Origin of the sequence: Niameybacter sp. (assembly GCF_036655075.1) — a bacterium.
Lineage (GTDB): Bacteria > Bacillota > Clostridia > Lachnospirales > Cellulosilyticaceae > Holtiella.
In genome coordinates this window covers 1-17494 of sequence record NZ_JAVVQU010000034.1, presented here as the reverse complement: position 1 = coordinate 17494, position 17494 = coordinate 1, and the positions used below count along the sequence as shown (strand labels likewise).

General features: G+C 34.5%; 17 protein-coding genes. 2 read left to right on the top strand and 15 right to left on the bottom strand.

What is annotated here, in order from left to right; all coding sequences use genetic code 11:
- Positions 1–550: 550 nt before the first annotated feature.
- On the bottom strand, positions 551–769 hold the full coding sequence (locus RRY75_RS10085) for a (2Fe-2S)-binding protein (RefSeq protein WP_332492746.1): 219 nt from the start codon (positions 767–769) through the stop codon (positions 551–553).
- Positions 770–917: 148 nt separating this feature from the next.
- Here RRY75_RS10085 and RRY75_RS10080 point away from each other — a divergent pair, with 148 nt between their 5' ends.
- Positions 918–1379: a MarR family winged helix-turn-helix transcriptional regulator gene (locus RRY75_RS10080; protein WP_332492748.1), complete on the top strand. Its 462-nt coding sequence runs from the start codon at positions 918–920 to the stop codon at positions 1377–1379.
- Positions 1380–1467: 88 nt separating this feature from the next.
- Positions 1468–2841 carry an MATE family efflux transporter gene (locus RRY75_RS10075; protein ID WP_332492750.1) on the top strand — a complete coding sequence of 458 codons (1374 nt, stop codon included), beginning with the start codon at positions 1468–1470 and terminating at the stop codon, positions 2839–2841.
- Between the two features lie 106 nt (positions 2842–2947).
- Here the strand turns inward: RRY75_RS10075 and RRY75_RS10070 are convergent, their stop codons facing one another.
- The 14 genes from RRY75_RS10070 to RRY75_RS10005 form a co-directional block, all read right to left on the bottom strand.
- The gene (locus RRY75_RS10070; protein WP_332492752.1) at positions 2948–3214 is read right to left on the bottom strand and encodes an HPr family phosphocarrier protein; all 267 of its coding nucleotides are present in this window, start codon (positions 3212–3214) and stop codon (positions 2948–2950) included.
- Positions 3211–4170, bottom strand: a complete 960-nt coding sequence (gene whiA / locus RRY75_RS10065; protein WP_332492754.1) for a DNA-binding protein WhiA — start codon at positions 4168–4170, stop codon at positions 3211–3213. The genes RRY75_RS10070 and whiA overlap by 4 nt, the downstream gene beginning before the upstream one ends.
- A gap of 30 nt (positions 4171–4200) precedes the next feature.
- Positions 4201–5166 carry a gluconeogenesis factor YvcK family protein gene (locus RRY75_RS10060; protein WP_332492756.1) on the bottom strand — a complete coding sequence of 322 codons (966 nt, stop codon included), beginning with the start codon at positions 5164–5166 and terminating at the stop codon, positions 4201–4203.
- A gap of 1 nt (position 5167) precedes the next feature.
- Positions 5168–6040, bottom strand: a complete 873-nt coding sequence (gene rapZ, locus RRY75_RS10055; protein WP_332527584.1) for an RNase adapter RapZ — start codon at positions 6038–6040, stop codon at positions 5168–5170.
- Positions 6041–6043: 3 nt separating this feature from the next.
- The gene (murB, locus tag RRY75_RS10050) at positions 6044–6958 is read right to left on the bottom strand and encodes a UDP-N-acetylmuramate dehydrogenase (protein ID WP_332492760.1); all 915 of its coding nucleotides are present in this window, start codon (positions 6956–6958) and stop codon (positions 6044–6046) included.
- Between the two features lie 78 nt (positions 6959–7036).
- A complete protein-coding gene (locus tag RRY75_RS10045; RefSeq protein WP_332492762.1) occupies positions 7037–10153 on the bottom strand; it encodes an SMC family ATPase in 3117 nt (1038 codons plus the stop codon).
- A complete protein-coding gene (locus RRY75_RS10040; protein ID WP_332527585.1) occupies positions 10143–11303 on the bottom strand; it encodes an exonuclease SbcCD subunit D in 1161 nt (386 codons plus the stop codon). Before RRY75_RS10040 ends, RRY75_RS10045 begins: the two co-directional genes overlap by 11 nt.
- Before the next feature lie 208 nt (positions 11304–11511).
- Positions 11512–11850 carry a hypothetical protein gene (locus RRY75_RS10035; protein WP_332492766.1) on the bottom strand — a complete coding sequence of 113 codons (339 nt, stop codon included), beginning with the start codon at positions 11848–11850 and terminating at the stop codon, positions 11512–11514.
- 82 nt (positions 11851–11932) lie between these two features.
- Entirely contained in the window at positions 11933–12301 is a 369-nt protein-coding gene (locus RRY75_RS10030) for a hypothetical protein (RefSeq protein WP_332492767.1), read from the bottom strand.
- Between the two features lie 119 nt (positions 12302–12420).
- Positions 12421–13479: an ABC transporter substrate-binding protein gene (locus RRY75_RS10025; RefSeq protein WP_332492769.1), complete on the bottom strand. Its 1059-nt coding sequence runs from the start codon at positions 13477–13479 to the stop codon at positions 12421–12423.
- 25 nt (positions 13480–13504) lie between these two features.
- Positions 13505–14296: an ABC transporter permease gene (locus tag RRY75_RS10020; protein ID WP_332492771.1), complete on the bottom strand. Its 792-nt coding sequence runs from the start codon at positions 14294–14296 to the stop codon at positions 13505–13507.
- Complete coding sequence (locus RRY75_RS10015; protein WP_332492773.1) at positions 14296–15108, bottom strand: ABC transporter permease; 813 nt, start codon at positions 15106–15108, stop codon at positions 14296–14298. Before RRY75_RS10015 ends, RRY75_RS10020 begins: the two co-directional genes overlap by 1 nt.
- A 6-nt stretch (positions 15109–15114) precedes the next feature.
- Positions 15115–16173, bottom strand: coding sequence for a spermidine/putrescine ABC transporter ATP-binding protein (gene potA / locus RRY75_RS10010; protein WP_332492775.1), 1059 nt, complete (start codon positions 16171–16173; stop codon positions 15115–15117).
- Between the two features lie 13 nt (positions 16174–16186).
- Positions 16187–16726: a helix-turn-helix domain-containing protein gene (locus RRY75_RS10005; protein WP_332492777.1), complete on the bottom strand. Its 540-nt coding sequence runs from the start codon at positions 16724–16726 to the stop codon at positions 16187–16189.
- Positions 16727–17494: the final 768 nt, after the last annotated feature.

The window sequence follows — 17494 nt, the reverse complement described above, 5'->3', positions numbered from 1 at the left end:
AATTATCGGTATAATTACTAATAGTAATATAATCATCCAAGGGCCCAGTGCTCCTAGTCCAATAGTTGACTTAACCTGGCTTAATCTATAGGTATTGAAAATAGTAGGTAGTATAAAATATAGTGACGACAAAAGACCTGTTAATAGAAGAACAAGGCCTAATAATTTTTTGTTTTTCTTTATCAAAAAACGTTGCAAAATCAAAAGACCAATAAAAATCTCTATCTCTAAGATAGTAATTATCATATCTCAATACTTCTTTAAATTTATGGATTTAACTTTCATTATTCACCATCTAAATAAATAGATTCAAAAAGGGATTGACTCAAAAAGTGAAATCAATTCCTTAATGTATAATTATTGTACCTTGTTAATTTTAAAAATACAACTTTTTTATATTTAACAATAATAATTCGTTATAAACTATTTTTTACAATTTATTAAAAATTTTATATTTTTTCACTATCTTCGCGTTCAAAGCTTGTAACGAACACCCTAACCTTGTCACCCATAACCGCCTCTTCTACTTTGAATGCAAAAACAGAGTGGATTAATTCCACTCTGTCCCAAATTCTACAATAAGCTCTTCAATTTTAGCTTTACATCTAAACCCTTTACAACCACCTTGTGTTGCACCTGTATCTTGTGATACTGCTTCTAATGTTTTGTTACCATTTCTAATACTATTTTTAATGGCTTCTTTTGTAATGCCACGACATACACATACTTTTTCTAATCTATCTTTAACTTCTTGATTTAATTCTTCCATTTCGAAACCTCCATTAACCAATAATAATTATCATATAAGGATTATACTAAAAAAAATATTTTTTGTCTATATCCTCTACTATGTTAATCCTAACAAATTGTGATACACTATTAAGACTTAATATTGAAATGATAAGGGGTGTGAATACATGAAATTATATGACTCTGAATCTATCGGTCGCTACATGAGCCATCTCCATAGATTAGGTGTAAGCTTCCTAACTAAAGAATATGAAAAATATGGTATAGGACCTGGACAATATCAATTTCTCATTCAGCTTTACTTAGAGGATGGCCTAAGCCACGATGAACTCACTGAAAGAATCTCTATAGATAAAGCCAATACTACAAGAGCAATCAAGAAATTGGAGGAAACTGGTTATATAGAAATGAAAGTAAATGAACAGGATAAAAGAAAGTATCATATTTTTTTGACTGAAAAAGCACTTGTTGCAAAAGATGAAATACTAGCCATTTCTTTTAGATGGAATGATCATTTAGTAGGTATGCTCTCACAAGATGAATTGGATACCTTATATATCCTTCTTAGAAAAATAGCACGTAATAATCCTGGATACTTTTTTGAAGAGGAAGAAAAACTTAATTCATAGCCCAGGATTAGTTATTGATTATCTCCCTACTTTATGATAAGATGTGTTTCATTGCGCACGCAACAATCTAGTTGAAGGGGGACAATTCATGTCCACAATGAATAAACAAAATGAATTAGGCACAGAAAGTATCCTTAAATTACTTATCAAATTTTCTATTCCAGCTATCATCGGTATGGTAGTGAATATGTTATATAACGTAGTCGATAGAATTTATATTGGTAACATTCCTAATGTAGGAGGTCTTGCCATCACCGGTGTAGGCATTACTATGCCTGTCACCCAAATTATTACAGCCTTTGGTATGCTTATTGGCATTGGTACTTGTGCAAGCATCTCTTTATCTTTTGGTAAAAGTAAGCATGAGGAAGCACAAAATTACTTAGGCAATGGTGTAACTGCTACGCTTATCATAAGTATTTTAATCGCTATTTTAGGTAATGTATTCGCCGAAGACATTCTCATTCTATTTGGAGCGAGTGAAAATACACTTCCTTTTGCACTCACTTATATTAGACCACTTTTATTAGGTACAATCTTCAACCTTTTTGCATTTGGTCTAAATAACTCTATTCGTTCAGATGGCAATCCTAAACTGAGTATGTTCACTATGATTATCGGGGCACTTATTAACATTATCCTTGATCCACTATTCATCTTTACATTTGGTCTAGGTATTCAAGGTGCTGCCTTTGCAACAGTTCTCTCACAATTTATTGCAAGTTGTTGGGTGCTTTATTACTTTACTAAGAGCTCTAAGTCTTCTATTAAACTTACCCTTAAGGATATGAAATTCAATCTTCCTATCATAAAAGGTATTTTTATCGTAGGGCTTTCTCCGTTTTGTATGCAAGTAGCAAGTAGTATCGTATCTGTTATTGCAAACAAGTCTTTAATGACATACGGTGGTGACTTAGCTATTGGTGCTATGGCTATTATTACATCCATTTCTACTATTTATATCATGCCCATTTATGGACTTAATCAAGGTGCCCAACCTATTATTGGTTACAACTACGGTGCTGGTAATCTAGATCGTGTTAAAAAAACTTACTTATACAGTCTGATTACAGCTACTATTCTTCTTACCTTAAGCTTTCTCTTTATAGAAACTTATCCCTATGTAGCTGTTAATATGTTTAATAACGATCCAGATCTAACTGAAATTACTGTATCTGGCATGAAACTTTTCTTATTATCCATGCCTATTATCGGTATTCAAATGACTGCGTCTAACTACTATCAAGCTGTAGGAAAAGCAAAGAAAGCTATGGTTATTAGCCTTTCTCGTCAAGTTATCTTTTTGATTCCTTGCTTCCTCATTATTCCTAAATTCTTAGGATTAAAAGGTGTATGGTTAGCAGGTCCTATCGCCGACTCATTAGCTATCCTCGTTTCATCTATTGTTATCTTTAGAGAAATACATATGCTCGGTAAGACTGAATCTACTTCTACAAACTAAGTATACGCATTTGTTATATCCTTAGTTTGATCATTTTCTATAAATAAAAGGTGTATGAAATTACGGTTTTTCAACCTCATTTCATACACCTTTTATTTTCTCCAATTTATTCGCCTATTTCTTCAGTTGTTAAGAACTTAGCTAATGCTTCTAATGCTACTTGTTCATCTTCACCATCTACAACAAGTTCAATAGCAGCCCCTTTTATAGTACCTAAAGACATCATCCCCATAATACTTTTAGCATTAACATTTTTTTCGTCTACAACTACAGCAATGTGACTTTCAAATTTACTAGCAATTTGCACAAATAATGCAGCTTGTCTTGCTTCCAAACCATTTTTTAACCCTACAATTACTTTTTCCTTCATCATTTAATTTTTCCTCCTCTTTGTTCCCTTATTTGATCTGCTATTTCACTTAACTTTTTCAGTCTGTGGTTGACTCCTGATTTGCCTACAGGTGGCATCAAAAGCTCTCCAAGTTCTTTAAGTGTTGCACTTGAATATTCTAATCTAAACCTTGCAATCTGCTCTAAATTTTCAGGAAGTGCAGCCAATCCTATAGTATCTCTCAAATACTCTATGTCTTGTACTTGCCTTACGGCTGCTGAAACAGTCTTCTTAAGGTTGGCTGTTTCACAGTTTACAAGCCTATTGACATTATTACGTACTTCTTTCACTATCCTTATATTTTCAAGTTGCATAAGTGCAATATGTGCCCCAATAACATTGAGCAAATCTACAATTTGCGATCCTTCTTTTAAGTATACCACATAACTTCCTTTTCTGGTCACTATTTTAGCATCCATTTCCAAATGATTCATGGTGTTTTGCAGGTATTCTGCATTCTCAAAATAGAGGGTTACAAACTCAAAATGATACCCCTTTTCAGGGTCACTTACTGAGCCTCCTCCTAAAAAAGAACCTCTAAGATATGCTCGTTTACAGCACATACTTTGAACAAGCATATAATCCATATGTTGTCTAAGTACAGGTAAATCCCCTTCATATTTGAGGATTGTTGTTGCTAGAAGAATCTTCTTTGCATCCTCAGTATTCAAAGTTTGTAGAAGATAGGTTTGCCTACTCTTATTCTTATGTGTCATTAAAATAACTTCTGTATTAATATTAAAAGTTTTTTTAATCATTGTAAAGTATTTTCTAGCAATAGCTTCATTCTCTGTGTGAATGCGAATGTTAAAAAATTCTCTTTCGTACTCTATTTTTCCTGCCATTAGAAGGAAAGCGCCTATTTCTGCAATCATACAGTGTCTGGCATCTCCTGTAATGTCAGTCAGTTCCTTACGTACATCTGAAGAAAAAGACATTTTGTCACCTCTTTAGATATGGTTTATTATTTAGAAATCATCAAAAATATATTCAGCTAACTTTTCTTGGTTATGTCTAATATACTCTTTTTCATGATTAATGCGTACAAGCGGTGCTTCAATACGTTTAATCAGCTTCCAAATAGGATGCTGTGCATCAAAACTTAGCATATGTGCGCCATCTTCCATATATTTTTTTAAGTATTCTTCTGGAATATTTTCATTATTAACAATAACTGTATCTATTGTCCCTACTCCAATATATTTTTCCAGTTCTTCAATATGATTTTCAACGGTAAAGCCTGTTGTCTCACCTGGCTGACTCATCATATTAGCAATATAAATCTTCTGTGCTCTCGATGTTCTAATAGCCTGGGCTACCTCATCAATGAGTAAATTTGGTACAATACTTGTATAAAGGCTTCCGGGTCCAAGTAATATCATCTCTGCTTCTTCTATAGCTTCAATGACTGCCTCTGCCGGCTTTGGATTCCTAGGTTCTAACCTAATATTAGTAATCATCTTGTGATGTGCCTTACTGTAGTCTACAATTTGTGTCTCCCCTTCTACACATGTATCATCTTCAAATGTTGCATAAAGTTGTACATTTTCCAATGTTACGGGGAGCACCTTTCCTGTTATAGCTAAAACATTACTTGTTACTTGAACTGCTTTTTCAAAGTTACCACTTAAGTCTGCTAATGCTGCTAAAAAGAGATTTCCAAAATTCTGTCCCTTTAATGTTCCTTCTTTAAATCGATATTGTAAAAGTTGTTTCATAATGGGTTCTGTGTTGGCAAGTGCAACTAGACAGTTACGAATATCTCCCGGTGGGACCATATTCATCTCTTCTCTTAATATGCCTGAACCTCCGCCATTATCAGATACCGTTACAATAGCTGTAATATCAGATGTATATTTTTTAATACCTCTAAGCATGGTGGATAATCCTGTCCCACCACCTATAGCAACTACTTTCAAGGAACTTTTATTCATGTTATTTACCTCTTTTACTATCTTTATCTATATCTCTATGCAGAATGGTGACTACATTACCACTATTTTTCAAATACTGATACAGTGCATTACCAAGGACAACAGATCGATGCTTGCCACCTGTACATCCAATACCAATAACTAACTGATTCTTGCCTTCTTTTGTATAGTGTGGGATAAGAAAATCTACCATATCTTGTAGTTTTTCTAAAAAGGTTTTTGTAACTTCAAAGTTCATAACATAGTCTTGTATTTGCTGTTCATTGCCAGTTAATGGCCTTAACTCAGGTAAATAATAAGGATTAGGTATAAATCTAACATCAAATAGCAAGTCTGCATCAATCGGCACACCATACTTAAAGCCAAAGACTAAAATTGTAATCATAAGACTTTGGAAATTAGTCTTCTCCGTTAAGATGTCATATAATACATTTTTTACATCCTTTGCTAAAAGATGTGTCGTGTCAATAATATAATCTGCCTTGTCTTTAACCTCTATTAGAATGTCTCTTTCTTTTTCTATACCTTCTTGAATACGCTCGTTACGTGCTAGGGGATGAAGTCTACGGGTTTCCTTATAGCGTTTAATAAGTACTTCATCATCACAATCAAAAAAGATAATCTTATATTCATATCCAGCTAATTTGAGTTCTTTTAAACTGCTAAACAAATCATCAAATAAGATACCACCTCTTATGTCTATTCCTAATACTACTTTATCATACTGTTGCTTCTTGTCTACAATTAAGCTGACAAAGTTTGGGATGAGCATAGGGGGTAGATTATCTACACAATAATAACCCATATCTTCTAGACAATTGATTGCTGTACTTTTTCCTGCCCCTGACATTCCTGTAACGATAATAAATTCCATGCCTTATTTTTCTCCTATCACTTTGACCTCTGTCTCTAGCTCTACATTAAATTTATCTTTAACGCATTTTTGTACATCTTCTATTAAAGTTTTAATATCTTGGAATGTTGCATTGCCTTTATTAATTACAAATCCACAATGTTTTTCTGATACTTGAGCTCCGCCTACTTGATAGCCTTGTAAGGCACTATCCATAATCAATTTCCCTGCAAAGTGTCCTACTGGTCTTTTAAAGGTACTGCCTGCACTTGGATATTCAAGTGGTTGTTTATCTCTTCTTCTTTGCATTAAATCTTGCATTTTAGCTTTTATATCAACTTTGTTTCCAGGTTTTAGTTCAATAGTTGCTCTAACAACCGTATAGCCTTGTTTACTAATAATGCTTGTTCGATAGTCTAACTCAAGCTCCTCTAATGTTAAGGTTCTTAACTCACCCTGCTCATCAATCACTATAGCTTCTACAAGTACCCCTTTCATATCACCATCATAAGCTCCTGCATTCATAGTTACAGCACCACCTAAAGTTCCTGGGATACCATGTGCAAACTCAAATCCTGCTAACTCATGTTCTAAGGCTGCATTGGCAATACGAGAAAGTAGTGCACCTGCATAGGCTGTAATCTGATTGCCTTTTACTTCTATATCACTTAATGCTTTATATACTTCAATTATAATACCTCTATATCCTTTGTCTGTAACAAGTAAATTGCTTCCATTCCCGATTACATAATAAGGTACTTGTTCATTTTGACATATTTGAATCGCATGCATCAATTCTTCTTCTGTCTGAGGTATAACATATAGATCAGCTACTCCGCCTACTTTAAAGGTTGTATGACGATTCATCCATTCATCTTCTAATATAAATTTTATATCTATTTTTTGTGCTAATAAATGGATGATATTAATTTTATTCATTTATTTCACTCCTTGACTTCCTACTACTTTGGTTATTATTATAATATACATTATTTCATAATGTAATGATAGTATTTTTTACAACTTGAAAGTCGCTGTACTACCTTTATGAGTACTTGTAATTTCAAGGCGTGCTGGGATTTGCTCCCTCAGTTCTTTGACGTGTGAGATAATCCCTACAAGGCGACCTGTATCTTGTAAGTTAAGGAGTGTTTTGATGGCAAGTTCTAAGGATTCTTCATCTAATGTTCCAAAGCCTTCATCTATAAACATAGTATCTAAGCTAGAAGCACCTGCCAATCTAGAAATGACATCTGCCAACCCTAAGGCTAAGGCTAAAGCTGCCATAAAGCTCTCACCACCTGATAAGGTATTTACAGGTCTAGTCTGCCCTACATAGTGATCAATAACCGCAATATCCAGTCCTGCCTGAGCATTCTTACGTTTTAAGTCGTCTGTGCGATAGAGCTCATATCTAGAAGTAGTCATTGGTCTTAGCTTCTGATTTGCACTTTCTAATACTTCATCAAAGATACTGCTTTGAATATAGCGCTCAAAAGAAAGCCCTTTGCTATTTTTCCCTTTTGCTAGAGCTGTCATTGTCCCTATAACATGTTGCTTACGTGCTACTGCTTCACTTTCTGTATAGAGTTTATGAATGCCTTCTGTGACATTGGCATATAGACTAAGCTTTCTTCTCATTTCAGCTAACTCTAGTTGGAGTTGCTCCTTGTGCTTAGTCAATTGGTCAAACTGGGTTTTAACATCCTCAAATCCCTCTACTGTAAAGTCTTTGGATTTTTCTATGAGCATGACCTTCTTACTATTTAAGATTGCCTTTTCTTGTTCATAGCTTATCATGTACTGATTTAATGTCTCTAACTGAGATACCTCTTGTTTGAGCTGATTATATATTTCTATTTCAGCAATCTTACAACTTACTAAAGCCTCTTGGAAACATTTCTTAACCTGTTCTAACCCATCCCTTTGTTCTATTAAGTAAGCTTGTTTTTCTTCAAGTGTACCTTTTAGAAGCGAACTCTTTTCTTTTGCAATCTGTGAAGTCTCTTGGTGTGCTTTATACCTTGTCTCAAAATCTTTTTGTACTTTCTTGAGTTGTTCTATAGCTTCACTTAAGGCTACTTTAGTCTGAAGGTCTTGTGGTACTTCTTTTTGGATCTCTTCTATCTTGCCTTTATCTCTTTCACACTCAATTTGACATGTGTGCATACTTTCTTTAAGTACCTCAAGTTTTGCTTGTCCTTGTTCCTTTTGCAACTTATAAGTTAATATTTGACCTTCTAACTGCTCAAGATTTGCTACTTTTAGCTTAGTATCCTTTAGCACTTGTTGCAGTTGCTCCTGATACCCCCTAGTAATCTCAGTAATAGGGATGTTCATAGTTTGAGCATACCCTTTCAGTTTTTCATCAATCTGAGCTATCTCTTCTTGGATCGCCTTTCCTCTAGTTAAAATTCCATTTTGTTCTTCTTCCTTCTTACTCATTTGAGCAAGAAGAAGGTTCTTTGCAACTTCTAGCTTTTTTAAATCTTCTGCTTGTACTTCATCTACAATTTTAGTGGCTTTTTGCGGATGGTGCACACTTCCACAAACAGGGCAAGGATAACCATCTTCTAGTTGGTCTGCTAACGTACCTGCTTGACCACTCATCCATCTTTCTAGGTAAAGACCATACTCTTCTTGCTTTGCTATTTCCTCAAGCCTTAACCTTGTAATTTCAGCCCCTATTACTTTATAGTGTCCAAGTAGATTAAGTCGTTCTTGTTGCTTACGTGCCTGCTCTTCTTTGGAGTCTAAAATATATCCCATCTGTTGCACATTCACTTGGCTTTCTAAAATAATCTGATGTAAGGCTTCCTTCCCTTTTAGCTCCTCTTCAATTTGGGTCATTGCTTTTTCTTCTTGCTCTAACTGAACCATGAGCTGCTCCCTTTGTATCTGGAACTGCTTCAACTTACCTTCTTTTTGCCCTAGCCCTTTGTAAAGTGTGTCTAAAACATCCATCTTAGGAATATAACTTTCTAATTGTAGCCTTTTAACTTTTTTCTCCTCTATCTCTAACTTTTCTAGTTCATAGTTTTGCTCATCTTTTATAAGCTGTTCAAGTTGGCTCTGTACTTGACCTTGTTCTTCTTGAAGTATTTTAAGCGCATCTTGTGTTTTCACTACGGTCTCTTGATACTTAGTTACTTCTGCTTCAATAGGCACTACAGGCAGAATCTGTTCTATCTGAGTGACCTTTTCTTGATAAGCTTGATAGGCAGGTGCTTGTGCAAGGTGGGTGTCTAACTGTACTTGTAGGCTGCCTAGCTCTTTAAAGGCTGTATACTTCTCATTTTGCTCAAGAAGTGCCTTTTGAGTCTTTTCTAAATCTATTTTGATTGTTTCTTCTCGGGTATTATAGGTACCCAATTGTTCTATATAGTTCTCAATAAGATTCCCTAGTATATGCCCTACTTCTGGCGCATTATTAAGCACTTTCGTCTCAATATAAAACTGAAGGCCTTCATGTTCAATATCTTTAAGCTGACTCATCAGGATTTCGTATTGGATATTTTTAGCTTTCATCTGTTCATCCAACTTATTGCTACGTTCTTCTAGCTTCTTTTCTACACTTTGATAAACCCCTGTTTCAAATATATCTTGGAGAATCTTTTGCCTTGCCTTACTATCTGCTGTTAAGAGTTCTCTAAACTTATTTTGTGCAATCATAATGACTTGTCTAAATTGGTCTATATTAAAAACAAGTAGTTCTTCTATTTTTCTATCTACCTCTTGGAGTCTTGCTGCAACAAGCTTATAGTCCTCTTCTTCTTTTTTATAGAGGAGTGCCTTACCTTCTTCAATAGTGAAGCCCTCCCCCCTTTTCTTAGGACGTTCAAAACGAGGTGAACGAATAACTTTGTACTCATCCCCTTTTAAGTAGAAGACCAATGTTACTTCTGCTGGTTCATCTGATGTGGCAAACTTGCTACGCATACTTTCAGCTGTGCGTTCTCCACCATTAGTCTGTCCATAAAGTGCATAACAAATAGCATCTAATATAGTTGTCTTACCTGAACCTGTAGGTCCATGGATAAGAAACATATTTGTATCTTCAAGTAATGTAAAATTAATTGTTTCTGTTCCCCCATATGGGCCAAAAGCACGCATGGTCAATAGTCTAGGCCTCATTTTTCCCCTCCTCTATCTCCTGAATGACTTGATTCATATAAGTTATTTCTTCTTCATTTAAATCTACCTCTCCAACATATCCCATAAAGTCTATAAAAAGCTCTGTCAAAGACTTTTTCTTCTGTGCCTCAAAGTCACTTTGTCTTTCCACGGCTTCTTTCGACTTAGCATTAGCCACAACAAACTCTGCGCCTAGGATAAATGGATAGACTTGACGAAGTACACCTACTACATCTTCTACTGGTTTGCCTTCTACTTTCGCATAGACATAATCTTGTCTACTCTCTTCTGGCAACTCAGCTGCTATTTTAATTAAGGATTCTAAAGGTCCTTGAATAACTTTCAAATCACGCTTAGGTGGTAAGGTCACTTCCTCTACCTGCTCTAATAGACCATTTTGTACATTCAAGAGTACCATTCCTTTTTTTTGATTGGCTTCTGATACCGAGTACTTGAGCAAAGAACCACTATACCGTATATGATTCGCACCTACTTGCTGTGGCTTATGCAAATGTCCAAGTGCAGTATACGTAAACGGTGCAAAACAATCCGCTCCTACCATTTCTGCAGTACCTACAGCACATAGCCTGCGTTCTGAATCCGATAAGTCTCCACCTGCAACAAATGCATGCACCACTAAAATCGTTGGCACAGCTCCCTTTTCTTTCAAAATCTCACCGGTTAAATATCTCATAGCCTCATCATGTCTCTTAATCGTCTCATCTCCGGCAATCTCACGCACCTTCGCTGGCTCCATATAAGGAATAAGGTATAAGTCTACCTGCTCATCTGTAGTTAAAGTTACTTTATAATAGCCCTTTTCACATTCTCCTATAATATAGAGATGTTTGCTTGCAAATAGTTCACTTCCAAAGTGTAGACGTGTATTACTATCATGATTCCCTGCAATAATTACTGTTGGAAGTGCCATCTCTCCTATAATTTTGCTAATAAATGCGTTAAAGAGACCCACCGCTTCTTCGTTAGGCAACGCCTTATCATAGATGTCCCCTGCAATGATGAGAAGTTCTATTTGTTCTGCTTGTATATAGTTAATCATTTGCTCTAGCATATAACTTTGATCTTCTATAAGACTGTAACCGTGGAGTGTACGCCCTAAGTGCCAATCAGATGTATGTAATATCTTCACTGCTTTCACCTCTTTTAAACTTTATCTTTTATATTGCACATTATTTATGTTCAGTGTTATCTTCTTTTTAAAATAGTATACATTTTAGGGCTCATCCCCCCCTTAGTATACTCTTTTTCAAGGTTTCTTTTCAAATACCTTTATGTTTAAAATTTTTACAGGCTATAAAAAAGAGTTAGATAAATCTATAGATTTATCTAACTCTTTTTTATAATGTAATAACTGTATTGGTATTAAGTACAATCTCAGCAATCTCATTCATATCTGTAATACGTCCAACTACAAGAGAATGTTGCCCACATGCTTTATATACACAAGTTCCACAAGCAAGTAGTTCTACCCCCTGTGCTTCTAATGCATCTAGTATGTCCATATATTTTGACCCTTGAACAAGAAGTTTAACACCTGAGTTGTAAAAAATAATAATGTCTGGCTTTGTGAGGCTCGCTAATATCTTTCTTAAAAATACGCCTAGCAAAGTTTGCCCTACGCCATCATCACCTTTTCCTAATGTTTCACTATTGACAATAACAACTTTTTGATACACTTCTAATTCCCTCCCTTTGCCTTATAAATCCATCTTTATTGTTATACTATGCAAGAGAAAGGTAGAAGTGCCTACTTATAACTTAATTATCTTTTTTTGCTTTTTTAACAAAATAAATGATTTCTAAAACACCTGCTGCTATGGTTGCTGTCAAGAAAACAAGATTTGTAATAAAGCCTGCTATTGCAAACCCTTTATTGCGCTTATTCTTCATACCTATAGCACCTAAAACTGTACCTACAATAGTTACTGGCAATCCAATAAGTGGTACAATCCAAGCTACAGACCCTACTATTCCTAATATAAAAGAAGTACAAGCATTTGGGTTAGGTTTTGGCACAGAAACGATATTGGGTACCATCTCTACACAACTGTCTGTATCATTTTGATCTGCTACATATTCCTTTGTATAAAATTCAATTTCCTCATTATTTACTTGTTTCTTTTTCATCCATACAGCCTCCTTTGTACATCTATACTTAATATACTTCATTATAAAGTAATCTTCCCTATTTTGAAAGACCTAATCTTATTATAAAAAGGAGGCGTTTTTCAACACCTCCTTGCCATTTATTTAGAAGAACTTGATTTAGCTTCTAGCCAAATACTACTATATAATTTAATAAGATCTGATGGGTCTGTGAACATTTCCATATCTGCTGTTAAAGACTCATCTGGATAAGCAATTTCACTGTTTTTAATTTCTTCTGGAAGAAGCTCTCTTGCTTCACTAATTGGTGTAGAGTAACCAATGTATTCTGCATTTAATGCAGCGATGTCAGGACGACATAAGAAATCAACATATTTATAAGCGTTCTCAACATTTTCAGCATTTTTTGGCATAACAATTGCATCTACAAAGAAGTTTGTACCTTCTTTAGGTAATGCAAAAGCAAGGTCTGGGTTTTCAGTAGTCATAACCATGGCATCTCCAGCCCATGAAAGCATAAGTGCTGCTTCTCCATTAATCATTTTACCTTTGCCTTCATCTCCAATATAGCTAAGTACAAGTGGAGCTTGCTTAATGAGCTCTTGTTTGGCTTCTTCAAGCTCTTGTGGGTCTCTTGTATTCATAGAGTAACCAAGCTTTTTAAGTGCAGCCATGATGCCTTCTCTTTCGCTGTCATACATAAAGATTTTACCTGCATACTTCTCATCCCATAATGCATCCCAGCTATCTACTGTTTCATCTACCATTGTTGTGTTGTAAACAATCCCTACTGTCCCCCACATGAATGGAACAGAGTATTCGTTAGTTGGATCATATGGAAGATTTGCAAAACGATCATCAATCTTCGCATAGTTAGGGATTTGTGTCATATCAATCTTTTGTAACATATCGTTATTCATCATTTTTTCAACCATGTAGTCTGAAGGTATAGCAATATCATAACTTACATTACCTGGTTCAAGCTTTTGATACATTTCTTCATTTGTTCCAAATTCTGAATAAACAACACGGATACCTGTTTCTTCTTCAAACATTCTATTTACTTCTGGGTCAATATAATCTCCCCAGTTAAATACTTTAACAACAGGCTTATCACTTCCAGAACTACATCCTACTAAAGTACCCATCATAGTTGTCGCTACTGCCATACTTAAGAAAACTTTTGATATCTTTTTCATTTTGTTATCCCCTTCCCTAAATCAACTATATACGTTTGTTTATTTTATTAAGTTTTTTCTGCTTTCTACTTGCCATTACATTACTTGTAATTAAAACAATAATAATGGTTGCAAACATAATAGTAGAAATCGCATTAATCGTTGGTGCTACCCCTTTTCTAGTCATAGAATACACTTTGATTGATAAGGTATCTACTCCAGCTCCTGTATTAAAGAAACTGATGATAAAATCATCTATAGATAAGGTAAATGCAATAAATAATCCAGCCAATACCCCAGGTAAAATTTCAGGTAAGATAACCTTTTTGAAAGCATACCAAGGTGTTGCACCTAAGTCTAGTGCTGCCTCATACGTATTATAATTCAGCTGCTTCAACTTTGGCATAATGGATAAAATCACATACGGTATACTAAATGTAATATGTGATAAAATTAAAGTTGTAATACCTAATGGCAAGTTAAGTGCTGAAAAGAGTAGCATCAAAGATACCCCTGTTACAATTTCAGAACTTAAGAGTGGAATATAAGTAATATTCATCATTAATGACTTTTTCCACCCTATCATTTTTTCAATACCAACCGCTGCAAGTGTACCAATAATGGTTGCAATAATGGAAGATATTACTGCTACTAGTATGGTATTATAAAAAGCTTGTTGGATACTATAATCTCTAAAAATTTCCTCATACCACTTCAATGTAAAACCCTTCCAAATTGGAAGCTTTGAATCATTAAAAGAGTATACCATCAAGATGGCTACTGGTGCATACATAATGAGAAGGATAAGGGCTACATAGGACTTTTTTATAAACTTCATCAAAATAGGCCTCCTCCTTTTTCAAGTGAATCTTTTTTACTCATGAAGACAAGGGTAATGAGAATAATCACCATTAGAATAACAGATAATGCAGAGCCAAATGCCCAGTCTCCTGTAATTTTAAATTGCTGTTCAATTAAGTCTCCTAAAAGTGTTGTTTTGCCCCCACCTAATAATCTAGATACAAGGAATGTCGTAAGTGCTGGCATAAATACCATTACCACACCTGTTACAACACCTGGCATACTAAGTGGCAAAATAACCTTTTTGAATGTTGTTATTTTATCAGCACCTAAATCATATGACGCTTCAATAACACTTTGATCTATTTTACAAAGCACATTATAAATAGGTAATACCATGAAAGGGAAAAAGTTATAGACATTACCAAATACAATTGCACTTTTCTTATACAAAAATTGAATGGTGGGTAGCCCAATACCTTCTAATATATTGTTCACCACACCCGTATCTTGCAAAAGATATCCCCAAGCATACGTACGAAGTAAAGAATTCATCCACATAGGTAGGATAACAAGTAACAAGATAACACCTTTTCCAGATATTTGCTTGCTACTTAAAATCATGGCTAATGGATATGCAAGTAATAAACAAATTACTGTACTGATAAGTGCTATGACTACAGAATCCATGATATTATTCACATATCTAGGATTAAATACTTGTTTATATCCATTTAAAGTGAACACACCTTTTTCAAAAAAGCTATAGTAGAGAATAATGAGCACAGGCACAATAACAAAAATACCTGACCAAATAACGTAAGGAATTGCAAGTCTCTTCTTATACACTGCTTACTACCCCCTTCTCATGATATGGATATCTTCTGGTGTAAGCACCATACCAACCCTATTACCCACAGGAGCCATAGCTGTAGAATGCACCATCCATCTATACTCATTCGCATTAATAATCATTTCATAGTGTACCCCTTTAAACGTAACTGACTCTACAGTCCCTTGGAGCATTCCTTCTTCTTCCTTCACAAGACGTATATCTTCTGGTCTAATAACAACATCTACTGAAACTTGATCGCCAAAGCCTGCATCTACACAGTCAAACTCTATGTTTTGGAACTTCACTAAATAATCTCTAATCATTATTCCTTCAAGGATATTACTTTCTCCAATAAAGTCTGCTACAAAGGCATTCTTAGGTTCATTATAAATATCTACTGGATTACCAATTTGTTGCACACGACCTTCATTCATAACTGCAATCGTATCTGACATAGTCAAAGCCTCTTCTTGGTCATGTGTTACATAGATAAAAGTAATACCTAACTTTTGTTGAATATTTTTAAGCTCCATTTGCATTCCTTTACGAAGCTTTAAATCTAGCGCACCAAGTGGTTCATCTAATAAGATAACTTCAGGCTCATTTACTACCGCACGTGCAATAGCAATACGTTGTTGTTGTCCTCCACTTAAAGAGTCAATACCTCTATCTTGGAATCCTTTAAGGTTAACAAGTTCAAGCATTTCTGCAATCTTCTTATCGATTAGTTTTTTATCCATTTTTTTGATATGAAGACCAAATGCGATGTTTTCTCCAACTGTCATATGAGGGAAAAGCGCGTACTTTTGAAATACCGTATTGATACGTCTTTTATAAGGTGGTAAAGCCGCAATGTTCTTACCTTCAAAAAGCACCTGACCATTTGTCGCTTCTTCAAACCCACCAATAATTCTAAGTAATGTTGTTTTACCACATCCACTAGGTCCTAGTAATGTCAGAAACTCGTTACGTCTAATGTACATGTTAATATCTTTTAGAACTTCTGTTCCGTCGTCAAAGGTTTTAGATATATTTGTAAGGTTAATAATATGTTCTGTTTGATTCTTAGTTTCTTTCATCATCCCATCTCCTTTAAAAACTTGGTGGTGTAGCAACCCAAAGGACTGTAGCCTTAGTTTTGCCAGCATTCTCTAAATAGTGATCACCTGTTGGTCTAAAGTAAAAGCTATCACCTTTCTTAGCCTTAAACTTTTTATTCCCTAGATGTATATATATTGTTCCGAATAATACATAGCCAAACTCCTCACCTTCATGAGGTGTCTGTTCGAGCGCTTTACAACCTGGATCAATGTTAATTAAAATGGGTTCCATATCATTCTTCTGTGCATTAGGAATAAGCCATGTAATCATATTGCCAAGTTCTTTGTCTTCCTTTTCAAATACATCTTCCTTTGTAAAGACAATCTTTTCTTGGCTTGTTTCATTAAAGAAATCTTTAAGATTTGTACCTAAGCACTCCAAAATATCAATTAAAGTAGCAATAGAAGGTGAAGTTAGCCCTCTTTCTACTTGAGAAATAAAACCTTTAGATAGTTCACATCGGTCAGCAAGTTCTTCTTGAGTCAATCCATTTTTCTTTCTGAGCTGGTTTATCTTTGCCCCAATATCCATCTTAATGCCTCCCTTATATTCTTATATGTATTAATAAACTTTTTGTTTACACAAATTAAACTTCAACATATGAGATTATACTTATTTTTTAGCAAAACGTCAATATTTTTTAGCAAAAAACTTATTTTTATAAAACAATGAGTTTAGTATATATGTGTCACAGTTAGTTAAATTTTAATCTCTACATATCTTGATAGTACTCATGTTCAACTATATTGTTAAAAGTAAAGTATACTCTTAGTGTATCCTATTTTTAATTTTTACATAAGTAAGGTAGTATTAATTAAAAAGTTTAGTAAAAGATGACCTATGCTATTAATCTATGAATTATTTTCTAAATTATTAAATTTTTTAACACATTTTTATAAATTTCTTTTCATTTTATTAGCGTTTGCCTTTCACCAATCATTTATGCAATTTCTACACATAAAAAAAAGATATTTAGTATACACTAAATACCTTTAAAATTCTCATATTCTTCTAGATTAGGTACAGTAATCGTCTTCATTTCCCCTTTCACTACGCCCTCTTTTCTCCAAGATATAGATGCATAGTCAGAGTACTTCTTAAAAGCGCTTGAGAACACCCTTATATGAGTGATACCCATAGTTAAATACAATGTCTCTACCTGCTTCTCATAGACGCCTTGTATCACTATCCTCTATCAAATATATCTTTATTTTTTATAATTCTAATAAGCTTACTCGATATAATAAAAAAGAGTTACTATAATTAATTATAGTAACTCTTTTTTATATGCCCGAGACC